A 17,648-nucleotide genomic window follows, 5' to 3' on the forward strand; every position below is an offset into this window, starting at 1 on the left:
TCGTTAGCAAGGGGCAGACCTTAGAAGGTCTGGCCCAGAGAGAATTGGAACACCTGGGTATCGGCTTCGTCCGGCTTCTTCACCGGCATTGCCAGGCTGAAGCTCAACGGACCGAGCGCGGTAATCCAGGTCACGCCCAGGCCGACGGAGCTGGCCAGGCCCGACAGGCCGACCTTTTCGCAGTCCGGCTTGGAACCGCAGTTGGTGTCGAAAACGTTACCCACATCCCAGAAGACCGAGGTGCGCAGCGAGCGTTGGTCCTTGACGAACGGCAGCGGGAACAGCAGCTCTACACCACCCTGGACGAGAACGTTACCACCAAATGGCAGCGGGTCCTGATCCGGGTCGGCGATGGTGCCCTGGTTACCGGTGACATCCGCGCCACGGCTCGGGGTACTGCGCGGACCGAGACTGCTGTCCTTGAAGCCACGAACCGAGTTGAAACCACCGGCGTAGTAGTTCTCGTAGAACGGCAGGCCCGAGGTACCGCCGAAACCGTCACCATAGCCCAGTTCGGTGTGCAGGCGCAGGGTGTAGTCATTATTGATCGGCTTGAACAGCTGGCCACGGTAATCCAGCTTGAAGAACGACAGGTCGCTACCCGGGGTAGTGGCTTCCAGCACCAGGCTTTGCGAGTGACCGCGAGTAGCCAGTACGCCCTTGTTCAGGGTCGACTCGGACCAACCGGCCGAGGCCTTGAAGTTCAGGTACTTGTCGCCTTCTTCGTTAACGAACTTGAAGATCTCGTCAACAGTGTACTTACCGGTCTTGATCTCGTCCTGCTGTACGGTCAGGCCGAAGGTCAGGCGCGAGGTTTCGCTGATCGGGTAACCGACGCTGACACCGGCACCCAGGCTGTCGACCGCATAGCTGGCCACGTCGACGTCGAGGTCATCGTAGTCGGTGGTACGATAGAAGGCGTTGTAGCCCAGGCTGACGCCGTCGGCAGTCCAGTAGGGGTCGACATAGCCGAAGTTGTAACGGCTCTGGTATTCACTGCGGGTCAGGCCCAGGGAAACCTTGTTACCGGTACCGAGGAAGTTGTTCTGGCTGATCGAACCACCGAGGATCAGACCTGCGCTCTGGGCGAAACCGACGCTGGCGGTGATCGAACCGGAGGCTTGCTCTTCAACGCTGTAGTTGACGTCGACCTGGTCGTCGGTGCCCGGAACGGCCGGGGTCTCGACGTTGACTTCCTTGAAGAAGCCCAGGCGCTCCAGACGGGTCTTGGACTGGTCGATCAGGTAGGTCGACGCCCAGCCGCCTTCCATCTGGCGCATCTCACGGCGCAGCACTTCGTCCTCGGACTTGGTGTTGCCACGGAAGTTGATGCGGTTGACGTAGGCACGCTTGCCCGGGTCGACCACAAACATGATGTCGACGGTGTGGTCTTCGTCGTGCGGCTGCGGCACGCCGTTGACGTTGGCGAAGGTGTAGCCCTCGTTACCCAGGCGACGGGTGATCAGCTCGGAGGTGGTGGTCATCACCTTGCGCGAGAATACCTGGCCAGGCTGTACCAGCAGCAGCGACTTGACCTGGTCTTCAGGCACCTTGAGGTCGCCGGAAAGCTTGACGTCACGAACGGTGTACTTCTCGCCTTCGTTGACGTTGACGGTGATGTAGACGTGCTTCTTGTCCGGGGTGATCGACACCTGGGTGGAAGCGATGTCCATGTTGATGTAGCCGCGGTCCAGGTAGTAGGAACGCAGGCGTTCCAGGTCACCGGAGAGTTTTTCGCGGGCGTACTTGTCATCGTTCTTGAAGAACGACAGCCAGTTGGTGGTCTTGAGCTCGAACAGGCCGATCAGGTCTTCATCAGCGAAGACGGTGTTGCCGACCACGTTGATGTGCTGGATGGCAGCAACGGTGCCTTCGTTGATCTTGATCTTCAGGCCCACGCGGTTACGCGGCTGCGGCACCACTTCGGTGTCGACCTCGGCCGAGTAGCGGCCCTGGGCAACGTATTGGCGCTGCAGTTCGTTGCGCACGCCTTCAAGGGTGGCACGCTGGAAGATCTCGCCTTCGGACAGACCGGACTGCTTCAGACCCTTCATCAGGTCTTCAGTGCTGATCGCCTTGTTGCCTTCGATCTCGATGCTCGACACCGAAGGACGCTCGACCACGGTAATGATCAGGACGTTGCCGTCCCGGCTCAGTTGGATATCCTGGAAGAATCCGGTCTTGAACAGGGACCGGGTGGATTCCACCAGGCGCCGGTCATCGGCCTCATCGCCGACGTTCAATGGCAAGGCACCAAAAACGCTGCCCGCGGAAACCCGCTGCAGACCATTGACACGAATATCGGAGATGGTGAAGGACTCGGCGTGAACTTCAGCGATCATCAGTACGGCGAGAACCGCAGTTAGCAGCAGACGTTTCATGAAGTCCTTTCTTATTCCAACTGGCAATAAACGACCCGCCGCGGGACGCGGCAGGTTCGCAATTGAGCGAAGCTTTACAGTCGACCCAAATCGTTGATCAGGGCAAGCAACATCACCCCGACTACCAAACTGATACCGATCTGGATCCCCCAACCTTGCACCCGATCCGAGAGCGGACGACCACGCGCCCACTCGATCAGGTAGAACAGCAAATGCCCCCCATCCAGTACAGGAATGGGCAGCAAATTAAGAACCCCCAGGCTAATGCTCAGGTAGGCGAGGAAATTCAGGAAATCTCCAACGCCGGACTGGGCCGAAGCGCCCGCCACTTTAGCAATGGTTATCGGTCCGCTCAAGTTTTTTACCGAGAGCTCGCCGAACAGCATTTTCTTCAGCGATTCGAGGGTCAGTACGCTCATGTTCCAGGTGCGTGAAAGCCCCTCCCCCACAGCCTCGAGCGGCCCATAGCTGACCTCGCGAAGCATGGCATCCGGCCATTTCACCGCCTTGACCCCGGCCCCGAGGTACCCCGTGGCCGATTGGCCTTCGCCACGGCTGGCCAGGGTTACCGGCAGCTCAAGCGGCGCGCCGTCACGCTCGATACGCAGGACAATCTTGCTGCCAGCGCGGCCACGCACGGTATCAACCACTTGTTGCCAGTCGTTCAGCGCCTGGCCGTCGAGGGCCAACAGACGGTCGCCGGTCTTAAGCCCGGCGGCCTGCGCCGGGCCCTTGGGGTCGAGTTCAGCCAGCACCGGCGGCAACGCCGGGCGCCACAGGCGCAGGCCCAGGGAGCGGATCGGGTCGGGCTCGTCGGCGCCCTTGAGCCAGTTGTTCAGGGTCAGCACGTGGGGGCTGTCGACGCTCGCACCCTCTTCCCGCACGCTGATGTGCAACTGGCCGCTCTCGCCCAGGCGACGGATCAGTTGCAGGTTGACCGCAGCCCAGCCACTGGTCGGTTTGCCATCAATGGAAACAATTTCCTGGCCTGCCTTGAGCCCGGCCACCTCGGCAATACTCCCGGCCTCGACCGCACCAATGACCGGGCGCTCCTGCTGGGTGCCGACCATGGCCAGAATCCAGAAGAAGAAAATCGCCAACAGAAAGTTGGCCACCGGGCCCGCCGCCACAATTGCGATACGCTGGCGCACCGATTTGCGGTTGAACGACTGCTCGACCTGGTCGCGTGGCACTTCGCCTTCGCGCTCATCGAGCATTTTCACGTAGCCGCCCAGCGGGATCGCCGCGACCACGAACTCGGTGCCATGACGGTCGTGCCAGCGCAACAGCGGCATGCCAAAACCCACGGAGAAACGCAAAACCTTGACGCCGCAACGCCGGGCCACCCAGAAGTGACCAAATTCGTGAAAGGTGACCAGCACACCCAATGCCACCAGGGTGCCGATAATCATGTAGAGCGCACTCATGTCTCTCTCCGAATGACGTTCAGCGGCACCGGGCCTGACGCATTACTGCGCCAGACCTCAGCGGCCGTGATGAGCCAACCATTGTCCGGCCAGTTGCCGCGCGCGCTGATCGGCGGCAAACACCGCATCGAGCGACTCGACCGCAACCACCGGCTCCTGATCGAGCACTTGTTCGATCATACTCGCGATCTCGGGGAAGCGGATGCGCCGCTGGAGAAATGCCTCCACCGCCACTTCATTGGCCGCGTTGAGCATCGCCGGCGCACTGTTGCCTGCCTCCGCCGCCTCGCGGGCCAGGCGCAAGCACGGGAAACGCTGCTCGTCCGGGGCCTTGAAGTCCAGGCGGGCAACCGCGAACAGGTCCAGTGGCGCCACCCCCGAATCGATCCGCTCCGGCCAGGCCAGGGCATTGGCGATCGGCGTGCGCATGTCCGGATTGCCCAGCTGGGCCAGCACCGACCCATCGACATAATCGACCAGCGAGTGGATCACACTTTGCGGGTGCACCACCACCTCGACCTGACCGGGCCGGGCATCGAACAGCCAGCAGGCCTCGATCAACTCCAGGCCCTTGTTCATCATGCTTGCCGAGTCGACGGAAATCTTGCGGCCCATCGACCAGTTCGGGTGGGCACAGGCCTGCTCGGGGCTGACATCCATGAGCTCGGCCATCGGCGTTTCACGAAACGGCCCGCCGGAGGCGGTCAACAGGATGCGGCGTACGCCTACCTGGGCCAGGCCGCGGGAGTAATCACCCGGCAGGCACTGGAAGATCGCGTTGTGCTCACTGTCGATCGGCAGCAGTACAGCGCCACTGCGCCGCACTGCCTGCATGAACAAGGCGCCGGACATCACCAGCGCTTCCTTGTTGGCCAGCAGCACCTTCTTGCCCGCCTCGACCGCCGCCAGGGTCGGACGCAGGCCGGCGGCGCCGACAATCGCCGCCATCACGGCATCGACCTCGGCAGCCGCAGCCACCTGGCACAAGCCCTGCTCGCCGACCAGCACCTCGGTGCTCGAACCTGCAGTTGCCAGACCTTCACGCAGTTGCTGTGCAGCCTCGGCCGAAGGCACCACGGCAAATACCGGGGTGTGACGCAGGCACAGTGCCAGCAACTCCTGCAAGCGCGAATAGCCGCTCAGGGCAAACACCTGGTAACGATCCGGGTGACGGGCAATTACATCGAGGGTGCTAAGACCAATGGAACCGGTCGCACCCAGTACGGTAATACGCTGCACGCCGCTCACATCACGCCCCAATTGGCTGCCCAGAGCAGCACCGCAAACACCGGGATCGCCGCAGTGAGGCTGTCGATACGGTCCAGCACGCCGCCGTGACCGGGCAGCAGGTTGCTGCTGTCCTTGATCCCGGAGCGGCGCTTGAACATGCTTTCGGTCAGGTCACCCACCACCGATACCAGCACCACCACGCCTGCGCCCAACAAGCCCAGCAACAGCTCGCCGATACTCCAGTCACGGTAGATACCCACCGCCGCGGTAATCACCAGGCTCAGGGCCAGGCCGCCATAGACGCCTTCCCAGCTCTTGCCCGGGCTGACCTGCGGAGCCAGCTTGCGCTTGCCGAAGGCACGGCCGGAGAAATACGCACCGATATCCGCCCCCCAGACCAGCACCATGACCGCCATGATCAGCCAGTTGCCCAGCGGCCATTGCTTGAGCAACACCAGGCCTTGCCAGGCCGGCAGCAGGATAAGCAAACCGATCAGCAGGCGGCAGGCCACGCTGGCCCACAGCTCGCTGCTGCGCGGGTAGGTCAATACCAGCCAGGTCGCCAGGCCCCACCACAACACCGACGCGCCCAATACCCAGGGCGCCAGTTCCGGCATCAGGTAGAGCAGCATCAGCAGCCCTGCAACTACAGCCGCGTACGCCACCCGCAGGGCCTGGCCGACCAGGCCGGCCAGGCGCGCCCATTCCCAGGCGCCAAGGGTCACCACCACGCCGATGAACAGGGCAAAGTCGCCGCCGTTCAGCAGGAAGAAGCCACACAGGGCGATCGGCAACAGGATCAGCGCAGTAATGATGCGTTGTTTAAGCATTAAGCACGGGCTCCAGCTTCGACCTGCTCGCTGGTTTTCCCGAAGCGGCGCTGGCGCGAAGCGAAATCGGCCAGCGCAGTACGCATGGCCTCGTGTTTGAAGTCCGGCCAGAACAGGTCGGAAAAGTACAACTCGGCGTAGGCCAGCTGCCACAGCAAGAAATTGCTGATGCGGTGCTCACCACCGGTACGGATGCACAGGTCGGGCAGCGGCAGGTCGCCTGTCGCCAGGCAGGTCTGCAGCAGCTCGGGGGTGATGTCGTCCGGGCGCAGGTGACCGGCCTGGACTTCCCGCGCCAGGCGCTGGGCGGCCTGGGCGATATCCCACTGACCACCGTAGTTGGCGGCGATCTGCAGGATGAATCGATTGGCGCCGGCGGTCGCCGCTTCGGCCTCACGCATGGCAGCCTGCAGCTCAGGGTGAAAGCGCGAGCGGTCACCGATGATGCGCAGGCTGATATTGTTGTCGTTGAGGCGCTTGGCTTCCCGGCGCAAGGCCGAGAAGAACAACTCCATCAACGCTCCGACCTCTTCGGCCGGGCGCTGCCAGTTCTCGCTGGAAAAGGCGAACAGGGTCAGCACCTCGACCTTGGCCTCGGCGCACACCTCGATGACCGCGCGCACCGCATCGACACCGGCCTTGTGCCCGGCGACACCGGGCAACAGGCGCTTCTTCGCCCAGCGATTATTCCCATCCATGATGATCGCGACATGGCGCGGCACCGATGGGGACACACCTTGCTTGGTCTTTTCCATTAAAAAAAGTCCCGACCCTTAAACGGCCATCAGGTCCTTTTCTTTCTCTTCGGTGGCCTTGGTGATCTGGGCCTCGGTATCTTTCGTCAGCTTGTCGATATCAGCGATGGCGCGACGTTCTTCGTCTTCGCTGATTTCCTTGTCTTTGACCAGCTTCTTCAGTTCACCCAGAGCATCGCGGCGAATGTTGCGCACAGCCACGCGAGCGTCTTCGGCCGCACTGCGCGCCTGCTTGGTGAAGCCCTTGCGGGTTTCTTCAGTCAGGGCTGGCATGGTGATAAGCAGCAACTCACCCAGGTTGGTCGGGTTGAGGTTCAAACCGGCGCTCTGGATGGCCTTGTCAACGGCAGCGAGCATGTTGCGCTCGAAAGCCACGACCTGCAGGGTGCGCGAATCTTTAACTGTGACGTTGGCGACGCCGCTGATCGGGGTGTCGGTACCGTAGTAAGGCACCATCACGCTTGCCAGGATGCTTGGGTGTGCCTTGCCGGTGCGAATCTGGCCAAACGCATAAGCCAGAGACTCCAGGGATTTCTGCATACGCGCTTGAGCGTCTTTCTTGATTTCGTTGATCATTTTTGAACTTCCTCGATCAGAGTTCCTTCAGCGCCGCCATGCACGATGTTCAGCAGGGCGCCGGGCTTGTTCATGTTGAAGACGCGCAGCGGCATCTTGTGATCGCGGCAAAGGCAGATTGCCGTCAGGTCCATCACGCCCAGCTTGCGATCCAGCACTTCATCGTAGGTCAGATGATCGAACTTCTCGGCATGCGGGTCTTTGAATGGATCTGCAGTGTATACACCATCGACCTTGGTTGCCTTCAATACCACGTCGGCATCGATTTCGATGGCGCGCAGGCAAGCGGCGGAGTCGGTGGTGAAGAACGGGTTGCCGGTACCGGCAGCGAAGATGACCACTTCTTTGGAGTTCAAGTGGCGCATGGCTTTGCGACGATCATAGTGATCGGTAACGCCAACCATGGAGATGGCCGACATGACAATCGCGGTAATGTTGGCGCGCTCAAGCGCATCGCGCATGGCCAGGCCATTCATCACGGTCGCCAGCATGCCCATGTGGTCGCCAGTGACGCGGTCCATGCCGGCTGCACTGAGCGCCGCACCACGGAACAGGTTGCCACCACCGATCACCAAACCTACCTGAACACCGATGCCGACCAGCTGGCCGACTTCCAGCGCCATGCGATCCAGGACCTTGGGGTCGATCCCGAACTCTTCCGAGCCCATCAGGGCCTCGCCGCTAAGCTTGAGTAGAATGCGTTTATAGCGAGCTTGATAACCACTGCCCTGCTGAGCCATTGCGAATCTCTCCTGCGGCGTTTGTAAAAAAATCTGGCGGGCTGTTTTCAGCCTGCGCGTAACTCTAGCGTGGCGCAGCTACTGCGCCAGCGAAAGGCGGTCTCGTAAACCGCTCCCGCTTTGACAAAGAGGCTGCGCGCGTGAGCGGGCAGCCTCTTCGGGGCGACAGAGGTGAATCTGTCTTATTGCTTGGCAGCAGCCAGCTGGGCAGCAACTTCTTCAGCGAAGTTGTCGACCGGCTTCTCGATGCCTTCGCCTACTTTGAAGTAGGTGAACGAAACGATTTCAGCACCGGCTTTCTTGGCCAGCTCGCCGACCTTGACTTCCGGGTTCATGACGAAGGCTTGCTCGACCAGCGAAGCTTCGGCCAGGAACTTCTTGATGCGACCGTCGATCATGTTGGCGACGATGTTCTCAGGCTTGCCCTTCATCTTCTCTTCGTTCAGCTGCATGAATACAGCCTTCTCGCGCTCGATTGCTTCAGCGGAGACTTCCGAAGGGTTGAGGAACTCTGGGTTGCTGGCAGCCACGTGCATGGCGATTTCTTTGGCCAGCTGGACGTCGCCGCCCTTCAGGACAACAGCAACACCGATCTTGTTACCGTGCAGGTAGGTACCGACAACGTCACCTTCAACGCGCACCAGGCGACGGATGTTGACGTTCTCACCAACCTTGGCAACCAGCGCTTCACGAGCGGCTTCACGCGAAGCGATCAGCGGAGCGGCGTCGGTCAGTTTTTCAGCGAAAGCCTGTTCAACGCTTTCAGCGACGAAGTTTTTGAAGTCGTCTTGCAGGGCCAGGAAGTCGGTCTGCGAGTTCACTTCCAGCAGGACGGCGGACTTGTCGTCGGCCTTGATGGCGATAGCGCCTTCAGCAGCAACGTTGCCAGCCTTTTTGGCGGCCTTGATGGCGCCCGAAGCACGCATGTCGTCGATGGCTTTTTCGATGTCGCCGCCGGCCTTGGTCAGGGCCTTCTTGCAGTCCATCATGCCTTCGCCGGTACGCTCGCGCAGTTCTTTGACCAGCGCTGCAGTAATCTCTGCCATTTCAAAATCCTCTTGGATAGGTTTTCAACCATTCCACCCGATACTGACGGGCGTTCAATTCTGTAAATCCACTTGCCAGCACTCATGCAGTAACAAGGTTGCAACGGCGATGCTGACAGGAGGATTTCAAGGTGGCAAAAAGGGGGCAAAGCCCCCTTTTCGCGTGCCGAGTAGACGCTAAGCGTCAGTTACTCAGGCTTCGGCAGCCGGTGCTGCTGCTTCTTCGGCGTACACTTCGGTACCGCCAGCAACGTTGTTGCGGCCACGGATCACGGCGTCAGCCATCGAACCCATGTACAGCTGGATAGCGCGGATGGCGTCATCGTTACCTGGGATGATGTAGTCAACGCCTTCTGGGCTGGAGTTGGTATCGACAACGCCGATGACCGGGATGCCCAGCTTGTTGGCTTCGGTGATAGCGATGCGCTCGTGGTCAACGTCGATCACGAACAGGGCATCAGGCAGGCCGCCCATATCCTTGATACCGCCCAGGCTGCGATCCAGTTTTTCCAGATCACGGGAGCGCATCAGGGCTTCTTTCTTGGTCAGCTTGGCGAAAGTGCCGTCTTCGGCCTGGGTTTCCAGGTCGCGCAGACGCTTGATCGAAGCGCGGATGGTCTTGTAGTTGGTCAGCATGCCGCCCAACCAGCGGTGATCGACGTACGGCGAACCGCAACGTGCTGCTTCTTCAGCAACGATCTTGCCAGCGGAACGCTTGGTGCCGACGAACAGAATCTTGTTTTTGCCCTGGGCCAGACGCTCGACGAAAGTCAGTGCGTCGTTGAACATTGGCAGGGTTTTTTCAAGGTTGATGATGTGGATCTTGTTGCGCGCGCCGAAAATGTACTTGCCCATTTTCGGGTTCCAGTAACGGGTTTGGTGACCGAAGTGCACACCGGCCTTCAGCATATCGCGCATGTTGACTTGGGACATGATAGTTCCTTGATAAGTCGGGTTGGGCCTCCACGTATCCCAATGACCAACCCGTGATCCGCAGATCAAAGGCACCCAGGTCATCGTGTCGACACGTGTGTGGGTTTAGTGCTACCGGAGCTATCTCCGGAAAGCGGCGCATTTTATACCACACAAGCTCGCCGAGCGAAACCCGAATTACCATAGAACGTCACCGGCTTTTGCACACACCGCCCATTAGCGCCAGAATGGCCCCTATATAAAGGCTGTATCAGCGCCATAGCCGCCTGAATCGGGCTTCGCTCTGTTAGAATCCGGCCTTTCCCCAGATTATTCGCGCCTTGCTGCGCCGTAGAGAGCCTGTAATGACCGTTACCATCAAAACCGCCGAAGACATCGAAAAGATGCGCATCGCCGGCCGCCTGGCCGCCGAAGTCCTGGAGATGATCGAAGAGCACGTCAAGCCCGGTGTCACCACCGAGGAGCTCGACCGCCTGTGCCACGACTACATCGTCAACGTCCAGCAGGCTATCCCGGCGCCGCTCAACTACAAAGGCTTCCCCAAGTCGATCTGCACCTCGGTCAACCACGTGGTCTGCCACGGCATCCCCGGTGACAAGCCGCTCAAGGATGGCGACACCCTGAACATCGACGTCACGGTGATCAAGGACGGCTACCACGGCGACACCAGCCGCATGTTCCACGTCGGCAACGTGCCCGTCTGGGCCGAACGCCTGTCGCAGATCACCCAGGAATGCATGTACAAGGCCATCGAGCTGGTCAAGCCGGGCTGCCGCCTGGGCGACATCGGCGAAGTAATCCAGAAGCACGCTGAAAAGAACGGTTTCTCGGTGGTCCGCGAATTCTGCGGCCACGGCATCGGCAAGGTGTTCCACGAAGAGCCGCAGATCCTGCACTACGGCCGCGCCGGCACCGGCATGGAACTGAAAGAAGGCATGACTTTCACCATCGAGCCGATGATCAACCAGGGCAAGGCCGACACCAAGGTGCTGGGCGACGGCTGGACCGCCATCACCAAGGACCGCAAGCTCTCGGCACAATGGGAACACACCCTGGTGGTGACCGCGACCGGTTACGAGATCTTCACCCTGCGCAAAGACGACACCATTCCTCGCACATCGGCCTGATTCTTACAGGAAAGCCTCTCGATGCCCCAGGTGGATCCCGAGCTGTTCGATCGCGGCCAGTTCCAGGCGGAACTGGCCCTCAAGGCAAGCCCCATCGCTGCCTTCAAGAAAGCCATCCGCCAGGCCGGCGAGGTGCTCGACAACCGTTTTCGCAGCGGTCGCGAGATCCGCCGGCTGATCGAAGACCGCGCCTGGTTCGTCGACAATATCCTGCAACAGGCGTGGAACCAGTTTACCTGGAGCGAAGATGCCGATATCGCCCTGATCGCCACCGGCGGTTATGGGCGCGGCGAGCTGCACCCCTATTCCGACATCGACCTGTTGATTCTGCTCGACAGCGCCGATCATGAAGTCTTTCGCGACTCGATCGAACGCTTTCTGACCCTGCTATGGGACATCGGCCTGGAAGTGGGCCAGAGCGTGCGCTCGGTCGATGAATGCGCAGAACAGGCCCGTGCCGACCTGACGGTTGTCACCAACCTCATGGAAAGCCGCACCATTGCTGGGCCCGAGCACCTGCGCCAGCGCATGCTCGAAGTGACCAGCACCGCGCACATGTGGCCAAGCAAGGAATTCTTCCTGGCCAAGCGGGCCGAGCAAAAGGCCCGGCACCACAAGTACAACGACACCGAGTACAACCTCGAGCCCAACGTCAAGGGCTCGCCGGGCGGGCTGCGCGACATCCAGACGGTGCTGTGGATCGCCCGCCGCCGGTACGGCACCCTCAACCTGCACGCCCTGGCCGGCGAAGGTTTCCTGCTGGAAAGCGAGAACAACCTGCTGGCCTCGTCCCAGGAGTTTCTCTGGAAAGTGCGTTACGCCCTGCACATGCTGGCCGGGCGCGCTGAAGACCGCCTGCTGTTCGACCACCAGCGCAGCATCGCCGCGCTGCTGGGGTTTGGCGACGAGAACCCCAAGCGTGCCATCGAGCAGTTCATGCAGCAGTATTACCGGGTGGTGATGAGCATCGCCGAGCTCAGCGACCTGATCATCCAGCACTTCGAAGAGGTCATCCTCGACGACGACAGTGGCAACGCCCAGCCACTCAATGCCCGCTTCCAGCTGCATGACGGCTATATCGAGGCCGTGCGCACCAACGTGTTCAAGCGCACGCCGTTCGCCATGCTGGAAATCTTCGTGCTGATGGCCCAGCACCCGGAAATCAAGGGCGTGCGCGCCGACACCATCCGCCTGCTGCGCGAACACCGACACCTGATCGACGACGAGTTTCGTAACGATATCCGCAATACCAGCCTGTTCATCGAGCTGTTCAAGTGCGAGATCGGCATCCACCGCAACCTGCGGCGGATGAACCGCTACGGCATTCTCGGGCGTTACTTGCCGGAGTTCGGTCTGATCGTCGGGCAGATGCAGCACGACCTGTTCCACATCTACACGGTCGATGCGCACACCCTGAACCTGATCAAGCACCTGCGCAAACTGCAGTACACCCCGGTTTCGGAGAAATTCCCGCTGGCCAGCAAGCTCATGGGCCGCCTGCCCAAGCCGGAGCTGATTTACCTCGCCGGGCTCTATCACGACATCGGCAAGGGCCGCCAGGGCGATCATTCCGAGCTCGGCGCGGTAGACGCCCAGGCCTTCTGCGCGCGTCATCAGTTGCCAAGCTGGGACAGCCGCCTGATCGTCTGGCTGGTACAGCATCACCTGGTGATGTCCACCACCGCCCAGCGCAAGGACCTCTCCGACCCGCAGGTGATCTACGATTTTGCCCTGCTGGTGGGCGATGAAACCCGCCTGGACTACCTCTACGTGCTGACCGTGGCCGACATCAACGCCACCAACCCCAGCCTGTGGAACTCCTGGCGCGCCAGCCTGCTGCGCCAGCTCTACACCGAGACCAAGCGCGCCCTGCGCCGCGGCCTGGAGAACCCGCTGGACCGCGAAGAGCAGATCCGCCAGACCCAGAGCGCGGCGCTGGACATCCTCATTCGCGAAGGCACCGACCCGGACGACGTCGAGCAACTGTGGTCGCAACTGGGCGATGACTACTTCCTGCGCCATACCGCCGCTGACGTCGCCTGGCACAGCGATGCCATCCTCCAGCAGCCGGCCGACGGCGGGCCGCTGGTGCTGATCAAGGAAACCACCCAGCGTGAGTTCGAGGGCGGTACCCAGATCTTCATCTATGCCCCCGACCAGCACGACTTTTTCGCCGTGACCGTGGCGGCCATGGACCAACTCAACCTGAACATCCATGACGCCCGCATCATTACCTCGAGCAGCCAGTTCACCCTCGACACCTATATCGTGCTCGACAACGATGGCGGCTCGATCGGCGACAATCCCGTACGGGTCAAACAGATTCGCGACGGTCTGACCGACGCCCTGCGTAACCCCGACGACTACCCGACCATCATCCAGCGCCGGGTACCTCGCCAGCTCAAGCACTTCACCTTTGCCCCGCAGGTGACCATCCACAACGATGCCCAGCGCCCGGTGACCATCCTCGAACTCAGCGCCCCCGACCGCCCCGGCCTGCTGGCGCGGATCGGCAAGATCTTCCTGGAGTTCGACCTGTCGCTGCAAAATGCCAAGATTGCCACCCTCGGCGAACGGGTCGAAGACGTGTTCTTCATTACCGACGCCGACAACCAGCCCCTGTCCGACCCGCAACTGTGCAGCCGCCTGCAGGATGCGATCGTCGAGCAACTGCGCGTCGACCAGGCGACCGGGGTGCCTTTGACCCGCCTGACCATTTGACCGTTTGACGAGACCTTGCGCCGATGAACAACGCTTTGAACCAGCTTCAGCCCTACCCGTTCGAGAAACTCCGTGCGCTGCTCGGCAGCGTGACGCCTGCGGCGGACAAACGCGCCATTGCCCTGTCGATCGGTGAACCGAAGCATGAGTCGCCGGCGTTCGTCGCCCAGGCCCTGGCCGACAGCCTCAAGCAAATGGCCGTGTACCCCACCACCGCCGGCCTGCCCGCCCTGCGCCAGGCCATCGTGCGCTGGTGCGAACAGCGCTTTGGCGTACCGGCCGGCTGGCTGGATGCCGACAAACACGTATTGCCGGTCAATGGCACCCGGGAAGCGCTGTTCGCCTTCACCCAGGCGGTGGTCAATCGCGCCGATGACGGCCTGGTGATCAGCCCCAACCCGTTCTACCAGATCTACGAAGGCGCAGCCTTGCTGGCCGGCGCCACCCCGCACTACCTGCCATGCCTGGACAGCAACGGTTTCAACCCGGACTTCGATGCGGTGTCGGCCGAGACCTGGCAGCGCTGCCAGATCCTCTTCCTCTGCTCCCCGGGCAACCCCACCGGCGCCCTGGTGCCGATGGACACCCTGAAAAAACTGATCGCCCTGGCCGACCAGTACGATTTCGTGATTGCCGCCGACGAGTGCTACAGCGAGCTGTACTTCGACGAACAAAGCCCGCCGCCAGGCCTGCTCAGCGCCTGCGTCGAGCTTGACCGCAGCGACTTCAAGCGTTGCGTGGTGTTCCACAGCCTGTCCAAGCGCTCCAACCTGCCGGGCCTGCGTTCGGGCTTCGTCGCAGGTGATGCCGAGATCATCAAGCCGTTCCTGCTCTACCGCACCTACCACGGCTGCGCCATGCCGGTGCAAACCCAACTGGCGAGCATCGCCGCCTGGAACGACGAACAACACGTACTGGCCAACCGCGACCTGTACCGCGAGAAGTTCGACGCAGTGCTCGAAATCCTCGCCCCGGTGCTGGATGTGCAGCGCCCGGACGGCGGCTTCTACCTGTGGGCCAAGGTGCCAGGCGACGACGCAGCGTTCACCCGTGACCTGTTCGAAGCCCAGCACGTGACCGTAGTGCCGGGTTCGTACCTGTCGCGCGAAGTGGATGGCGTCAACCCAGGTGCCGGGCGCGTGCGCATGGCGCTGGTAGCGCCATTGGCCGAGTGCGTCGAGGCGGCCGGGCGGATTCGAGACTTCCTCACCCGCTGATGGATCGGCGGCATCGGAACAGCCGGTGCCGCCTGCCCTGAAAAAGCCACAACTAAAGCTTTATCTACCACTAGATCCGGCGCCTGACTGGAGACACTTCACGCTCACGAACGAGAAGGACTCCCTCATGAGCGATTTGATCTTTTGCCGTTACCGCCACAACGTCGACCCGCAGCTTTCCTACGAAGCAGCCATCGCGGAAAACCCTGCCAATGCTCCCAGCCATTCAGGGTCGCGCAAAAAACGCGCGATTTATGGTTCCACCCGTCTCTGGCAGCCAGGGCGCACCCTGAAATTTTCGTTTCTGGGCTCACCCAGCACCGAACTGAAGTTGAAAATTCTCAATACAGGGAGCCAATGGGTGTCGCAGTCAGGCGCCAACCTCGGCATAGCCCTGTACCACGACAACTACCTGCAGGCCGATATCAGGATCAAGCTCGACCCCAAGGCCCTGCACAATGAGTCTGCCCTGGGAACTGATGCACTGCTGATCAAAACAAACGAAACAATGACCCTGAACGTCCTGCCGGACAGCGAATACTTCGAGCCGACCGTCCTGCATGAGTTCGGCCATGTCTTTGGCGCCACCCACGAACATCAAAACCCGTTAGCTGACATTCCCTGGAATGAAGACGAGCTCATGAAGGTCATGACCCAGCAGCGGGGATGGAGCGAGGCCGATGTACGCAGCCAGTTTCTGGAGAAGCAAACTGAAGCAAATACCTTGTTCACAACCTACGACCGCGAGTCGATCATGCATTATCCAATTGCGCAGTGGATGACCCTGGGTGACTGGGAAGTGGGGGCAAACAAGACGTTGAGCGAATATGATCTGGCATTCATGCGCCGAGCCTACCCCCTAGCCAACACACCTACCTGACCTGCCCCAGATTCGCCTCACTCATATCCAGCTCCCCCAGCACCTGACGCACCACATCATCACCTATCTGGTGCTGGCGGTGCAGGTTGTACAGCTCCAGGCGCTGGGCCCGCAGCGCCCGCAATCGCAAGCGCCGCTCCAGCTGGTCCATCTGTTCGGCCAGGGCCTGGGCTTCGGCGCTGTCGTTGAAGGTATCAAGCTGATGCCGGTATTCAGCCATCAAGCGCGCTTTGAGCTCGGCCGCCAGCGCCGCCTGCGAAGCGTCCAGCGGGCTGCCGGCCTCACTCAGGTCCTCTGCCTCAAGGGCATGAATCGCCGCTTCGGCCGTGCGGCGCCAGGCCTCCTGGGCTTCCTGACGCAGGGCGTCATCCGGGCTTTTGGTCACCCCGCGCAACAACAGCGGCAGGGCAATACAGGCCGACACCAGCGACAGCAGAATCACCCCGGCGGCGATGAAAATCAGCAAGTCGCGCTCGGGGAAGTCCTTGCCGGCGCTGATCAGCAGCGGCACCGACATGACACCGGCCAGGGTCACCGCCCCGCGCACACCGCCGACCGTCAATAGCCAGCAGGAACGCGCGTTGGGCATCAGCACCAGGTCCTCTTTACCACGCCAGCGGCGGATCACCCCGATCAGGCGCCAGATGCTCTGCACCCAGATAAAGCGCAAGGCCAGCAGTACCGCGAAGATCGCCACCACATCCAGGCAGCGCCACAGCAAGGTCGGCCACAGCGAGGCTTCGTGGCTGGTCACCGCCTTGATGATGTCGGGCAACTGCAGGCCCAACAACAGGAAGATCAAACCGTTGAAGGCAAACTCCAGCAGCGACCAGACGCTGCGGTTGAGCAGGCGCGTGCTGGTCTGCCGGGGCAGCAGGTCAAGCCAGCTTTGCATCATCCCAGCCGCTACCGCCGAGAGAATGCCGGAGGCGCCCAGGCGCTCGGCCAGCACGTAGGCGGCAAACGGCAGCAGCAACATAAACACCACGTGGGTGGCCGGGTCATCCCAGCCACGGGCGATCATCCAGGCACGCAGGCGCCCGACCAGCCAGCTCAGGGCCACACCGATGGCCAGGCCGCCGACAGCCACCAGCACGAAGGTCAGGCTGGCCTCGGCCAGCGAGAACACGCCGGTGATTGCCGCGGCCAGGGCGAATTTGAAGGTCACCAGGCCCGAGGCGTCGTTCATCAGCGCCTCGCCCTGGAGCATGTGCATCAACGGCGTCGGCAGCCGGTCCTGGGAAATGGCCGACACCGCCACGGCGTCGGTGGGCGACAGAACCGCAGCCAGGGCGAAGGCCACCGGCAAGGGAATGCTCGGCAAAATCCAGTGAATGAAATAACCGGCACCCACCACGGTAAACAGCACCAGGCCAACGGCCAGGGTCAGGATTGGCCCGCGCAACTTCCACAGATCGCGCTTGGGCATCCGCCAGCCATCGGAAAACAGCAGCGGCGGCAAAAACAAGAACAGAAACAATTCTGGGTCCAGGGCCACGTGCAGGCCCAGGGTAGGCCACGCCAGCAAGGCGCCAGCGCCGATCTGCACCAGTGGCAACGGCAGCGGGATAACCCGCCCGACCAGTTTGGAAACACTCACCAGCATCAGCAGGATGAGAACGGTGTAGGCTGATTGCATTCGGCAAGTCCTGTTCAATTCAAACGCATTCAATAACTTATGCGGGCCTGGGCACGGTTTTGCCATTGAAACGACATATTAGCCGCTTAGGCTGCCGGCGCACCGCTGCACAAAAGTCGCAGAACTGCCCAGAACCTGTAACACAA

At 61.4% G+C, this 17,648-nt stretch carries 14 protein-coding genes; 4 read left to right on the plus strand and 10 right to left on the minus strand.

Annotated elements, in window-relative coordinates; genetic code table 11:
• Positions 1–20: 20 nt before the first annotated feature.
• From bamA to rpsB, 9 genes are all read right to left on the minus strand, one after another.
• Positions 21–2,381, minus strand: a complete 2,361-nt coding sequence (gene bamA / locus BLR26_RS24335; protein WP_045193621.1) for an outer membrane protein assembly factor BamA — start codon at positions 2,379–2,381, stop codon at positions 21–23.
• Between the two features lie 74 nt (positions 2,382–2,455).
• Complete coding sequence (gene rseP / locus BLR26_RS24340; protein WP_045193622.1) at positions 2,456–3,808, minus strand: RIP metalloprotease RseP; 1,353 nt, start codon at positions 3,806–3,808, stop codon at positions 2,456–2,458.
• Positions 3,809–3,865: 57 nt separating this feature from the next.
• Positions 3,866–5,056, minus strand: a complete 1,191-nt coding sequence (gene ispC, locus BLR26_RS24345; protein WP_093386673.1) for a 1-deoxy-D-xylulose-5-phosphate reductoisomerase — start codon at positions 5,054–5,056, stop codon at positions 3,866–3,868.
• Positions 5,053–5,868, minus strand: a complete 816-nt coding sequence (locus tag BLR26_RS24350; RefSeq protein ID WP_045193625.1) for a phosphatidate cytidylyltransferase — start codon at positions 5,866–5,868, stop codon at positions 5,053–5,055. The genes ispC and BLR26_RS24350 overlap by 4 nt, the downstream gene beginning before the upstream one ends.
• Positions 5,868–6,623, minus strand: coding sequence for a polyprenyl diphosphate synthase (uppS, locus tag BLR26_RS24355; protein WP_010224846.1), 756 nt, complete (start codon positions 6,621–6,623; stop codon positions 5,868–5,870). Before uppS ends, BLR26_RS24350 begins: the two co-directional genes overlap by 1 nt.
• An 18-nt stretch (positions 6,624–6,641) precedes the next feature.
• Complete coding sequence (gene frr, locus BLR26_RS24360; protein WP_045193626.1) at positions 6,642–7,199, minus strand: ribosome recycling factor; 558 nt, start codon at positions 7,197–7,199, stop codon at positions 6,642–6,644.
• A complete protein-coding gene (pyrH, locus tag BLR26_RS24365; protein ID WP_010224848.1) occupies positions 7,196–7,939 on the minus strand; it encodes a UMP kinase in 744 nt (247 codons plus the stop codon). The genes frr and pyrH overlap by 4 nt, the downstream gene beginning before the upstream one ends.
• 182 nt (positions 7,940–8,121) lie before the next feature.
• Complete coding sequence (gene tsf, locus BLR26_RS24370) at positions 8,122–8,985, minus strand: translation elongation factor Ts (RefSeq protein WP_045193627.1); 864 nt, start codon at positions 8,983–8,985, stop codon at positions 8,122–8,124.
• Positions 8,986–9,177: 192 nt separating this feature from the next.
• Complete coding sequence (gene rpsB / locus BLR26_RS24375; RefSeq protein ID WP_045193628.1) at positions 9,178–9,918, minus strand: 30S ribosomal protein S2; 741 nt, start codon at positions 9,916–9,918, stop codon at positions 9,178–9,180.
• 344 nt (positions 9,919–10,262) lie between these two features.
• Between rpsB and map the strand changes: the two genes are divergently transcribed.
• The 4 genes from map (at position 10,263) to BLR26_RS24395 (ending at position 15,863) form a co-directional block, all read left to right on the plus strand.
• Complete coding sequence (gene map, locus BLR26_RS24380; RefSeq protein ID WP_093386675.1) at positions 10,263–11,045, plus strand: type I methionyl aminopeptidase; 783 nt, start codon at positions 10,263–10,265, stop codon at positions 11,043–11,045.
• A 21-nt stretch (positions 11,046–11,066) separates the two neighbouring features.
• Positions 11,067–13,766, plus strand: coding sequence for a [protein-PII] uridylyltransferase (locus BLR26_RS24385; protein WP_093386677.1), 2,700 nt, complete (start codon positions 11,067–11,069; stop codon positions 13,764–13,766).
• Positions 13,767–13,789: 23 nt separating this feature from the next.
• Positions 13,790–14,983 carry a succinyldiaminopimelate transaminase gene (dapC, locus tag BLR26_RS24390; RefSeq protein ID WP_093386680.1) on the plus strand — a complete coding sequence of 398 codons (1,194 nt, stop codon included), beginning with the start codon at positions 13,790–13,792 and terminating at the stop codon, positions 14,981–14,983.
• A 127-nt stretch (positions 14,984–15,110) separates the two neighbouring features.
• Positions 15,111–15,863 (plus strand): M12 family metallopeptidase, encoded by a 753-nt coding sequence (locus tag BLR26_RS24395; RefSeq protein WP_045193633.1) that lies wholly within the window; start codon positions 15,111–15,113, stop codon positions 15,861–15,863.
• On the opposite strand, the gene BLR26_RS24400 is transcribed toward BLR26_RS24395, so the two are convergent.
• Positions 15,856–17,502 carry a Na+/H+ antiporter gene (locus tag BLR26_RS24400; RefSeq protein WP_093386683.1) on the minus strand — a complete coding sequence of 549 codons (1,647 nt, stop codon included), beginning with the start codon at positions 17,500–17,502 and terminating at the stop codon, positions 15,856–15,858. The genes BLR26_RS24395 and BLR26_RS24400 overlap by 8 nt on opposite strands.
• Positions 17,503–17,648 lie beyond the last annotated feature (146 nt).

This window comes from Pseudomonas sp. UC 17F4, assembly GCF_900101695.1.
In the GTDB taxonomy this organism is placed as follows: Bacteria; Pseudomonadota; Gammaproteobacteria; order Pseudomonadales; family Pseudomonadaceae; genus Aquipseudomonas.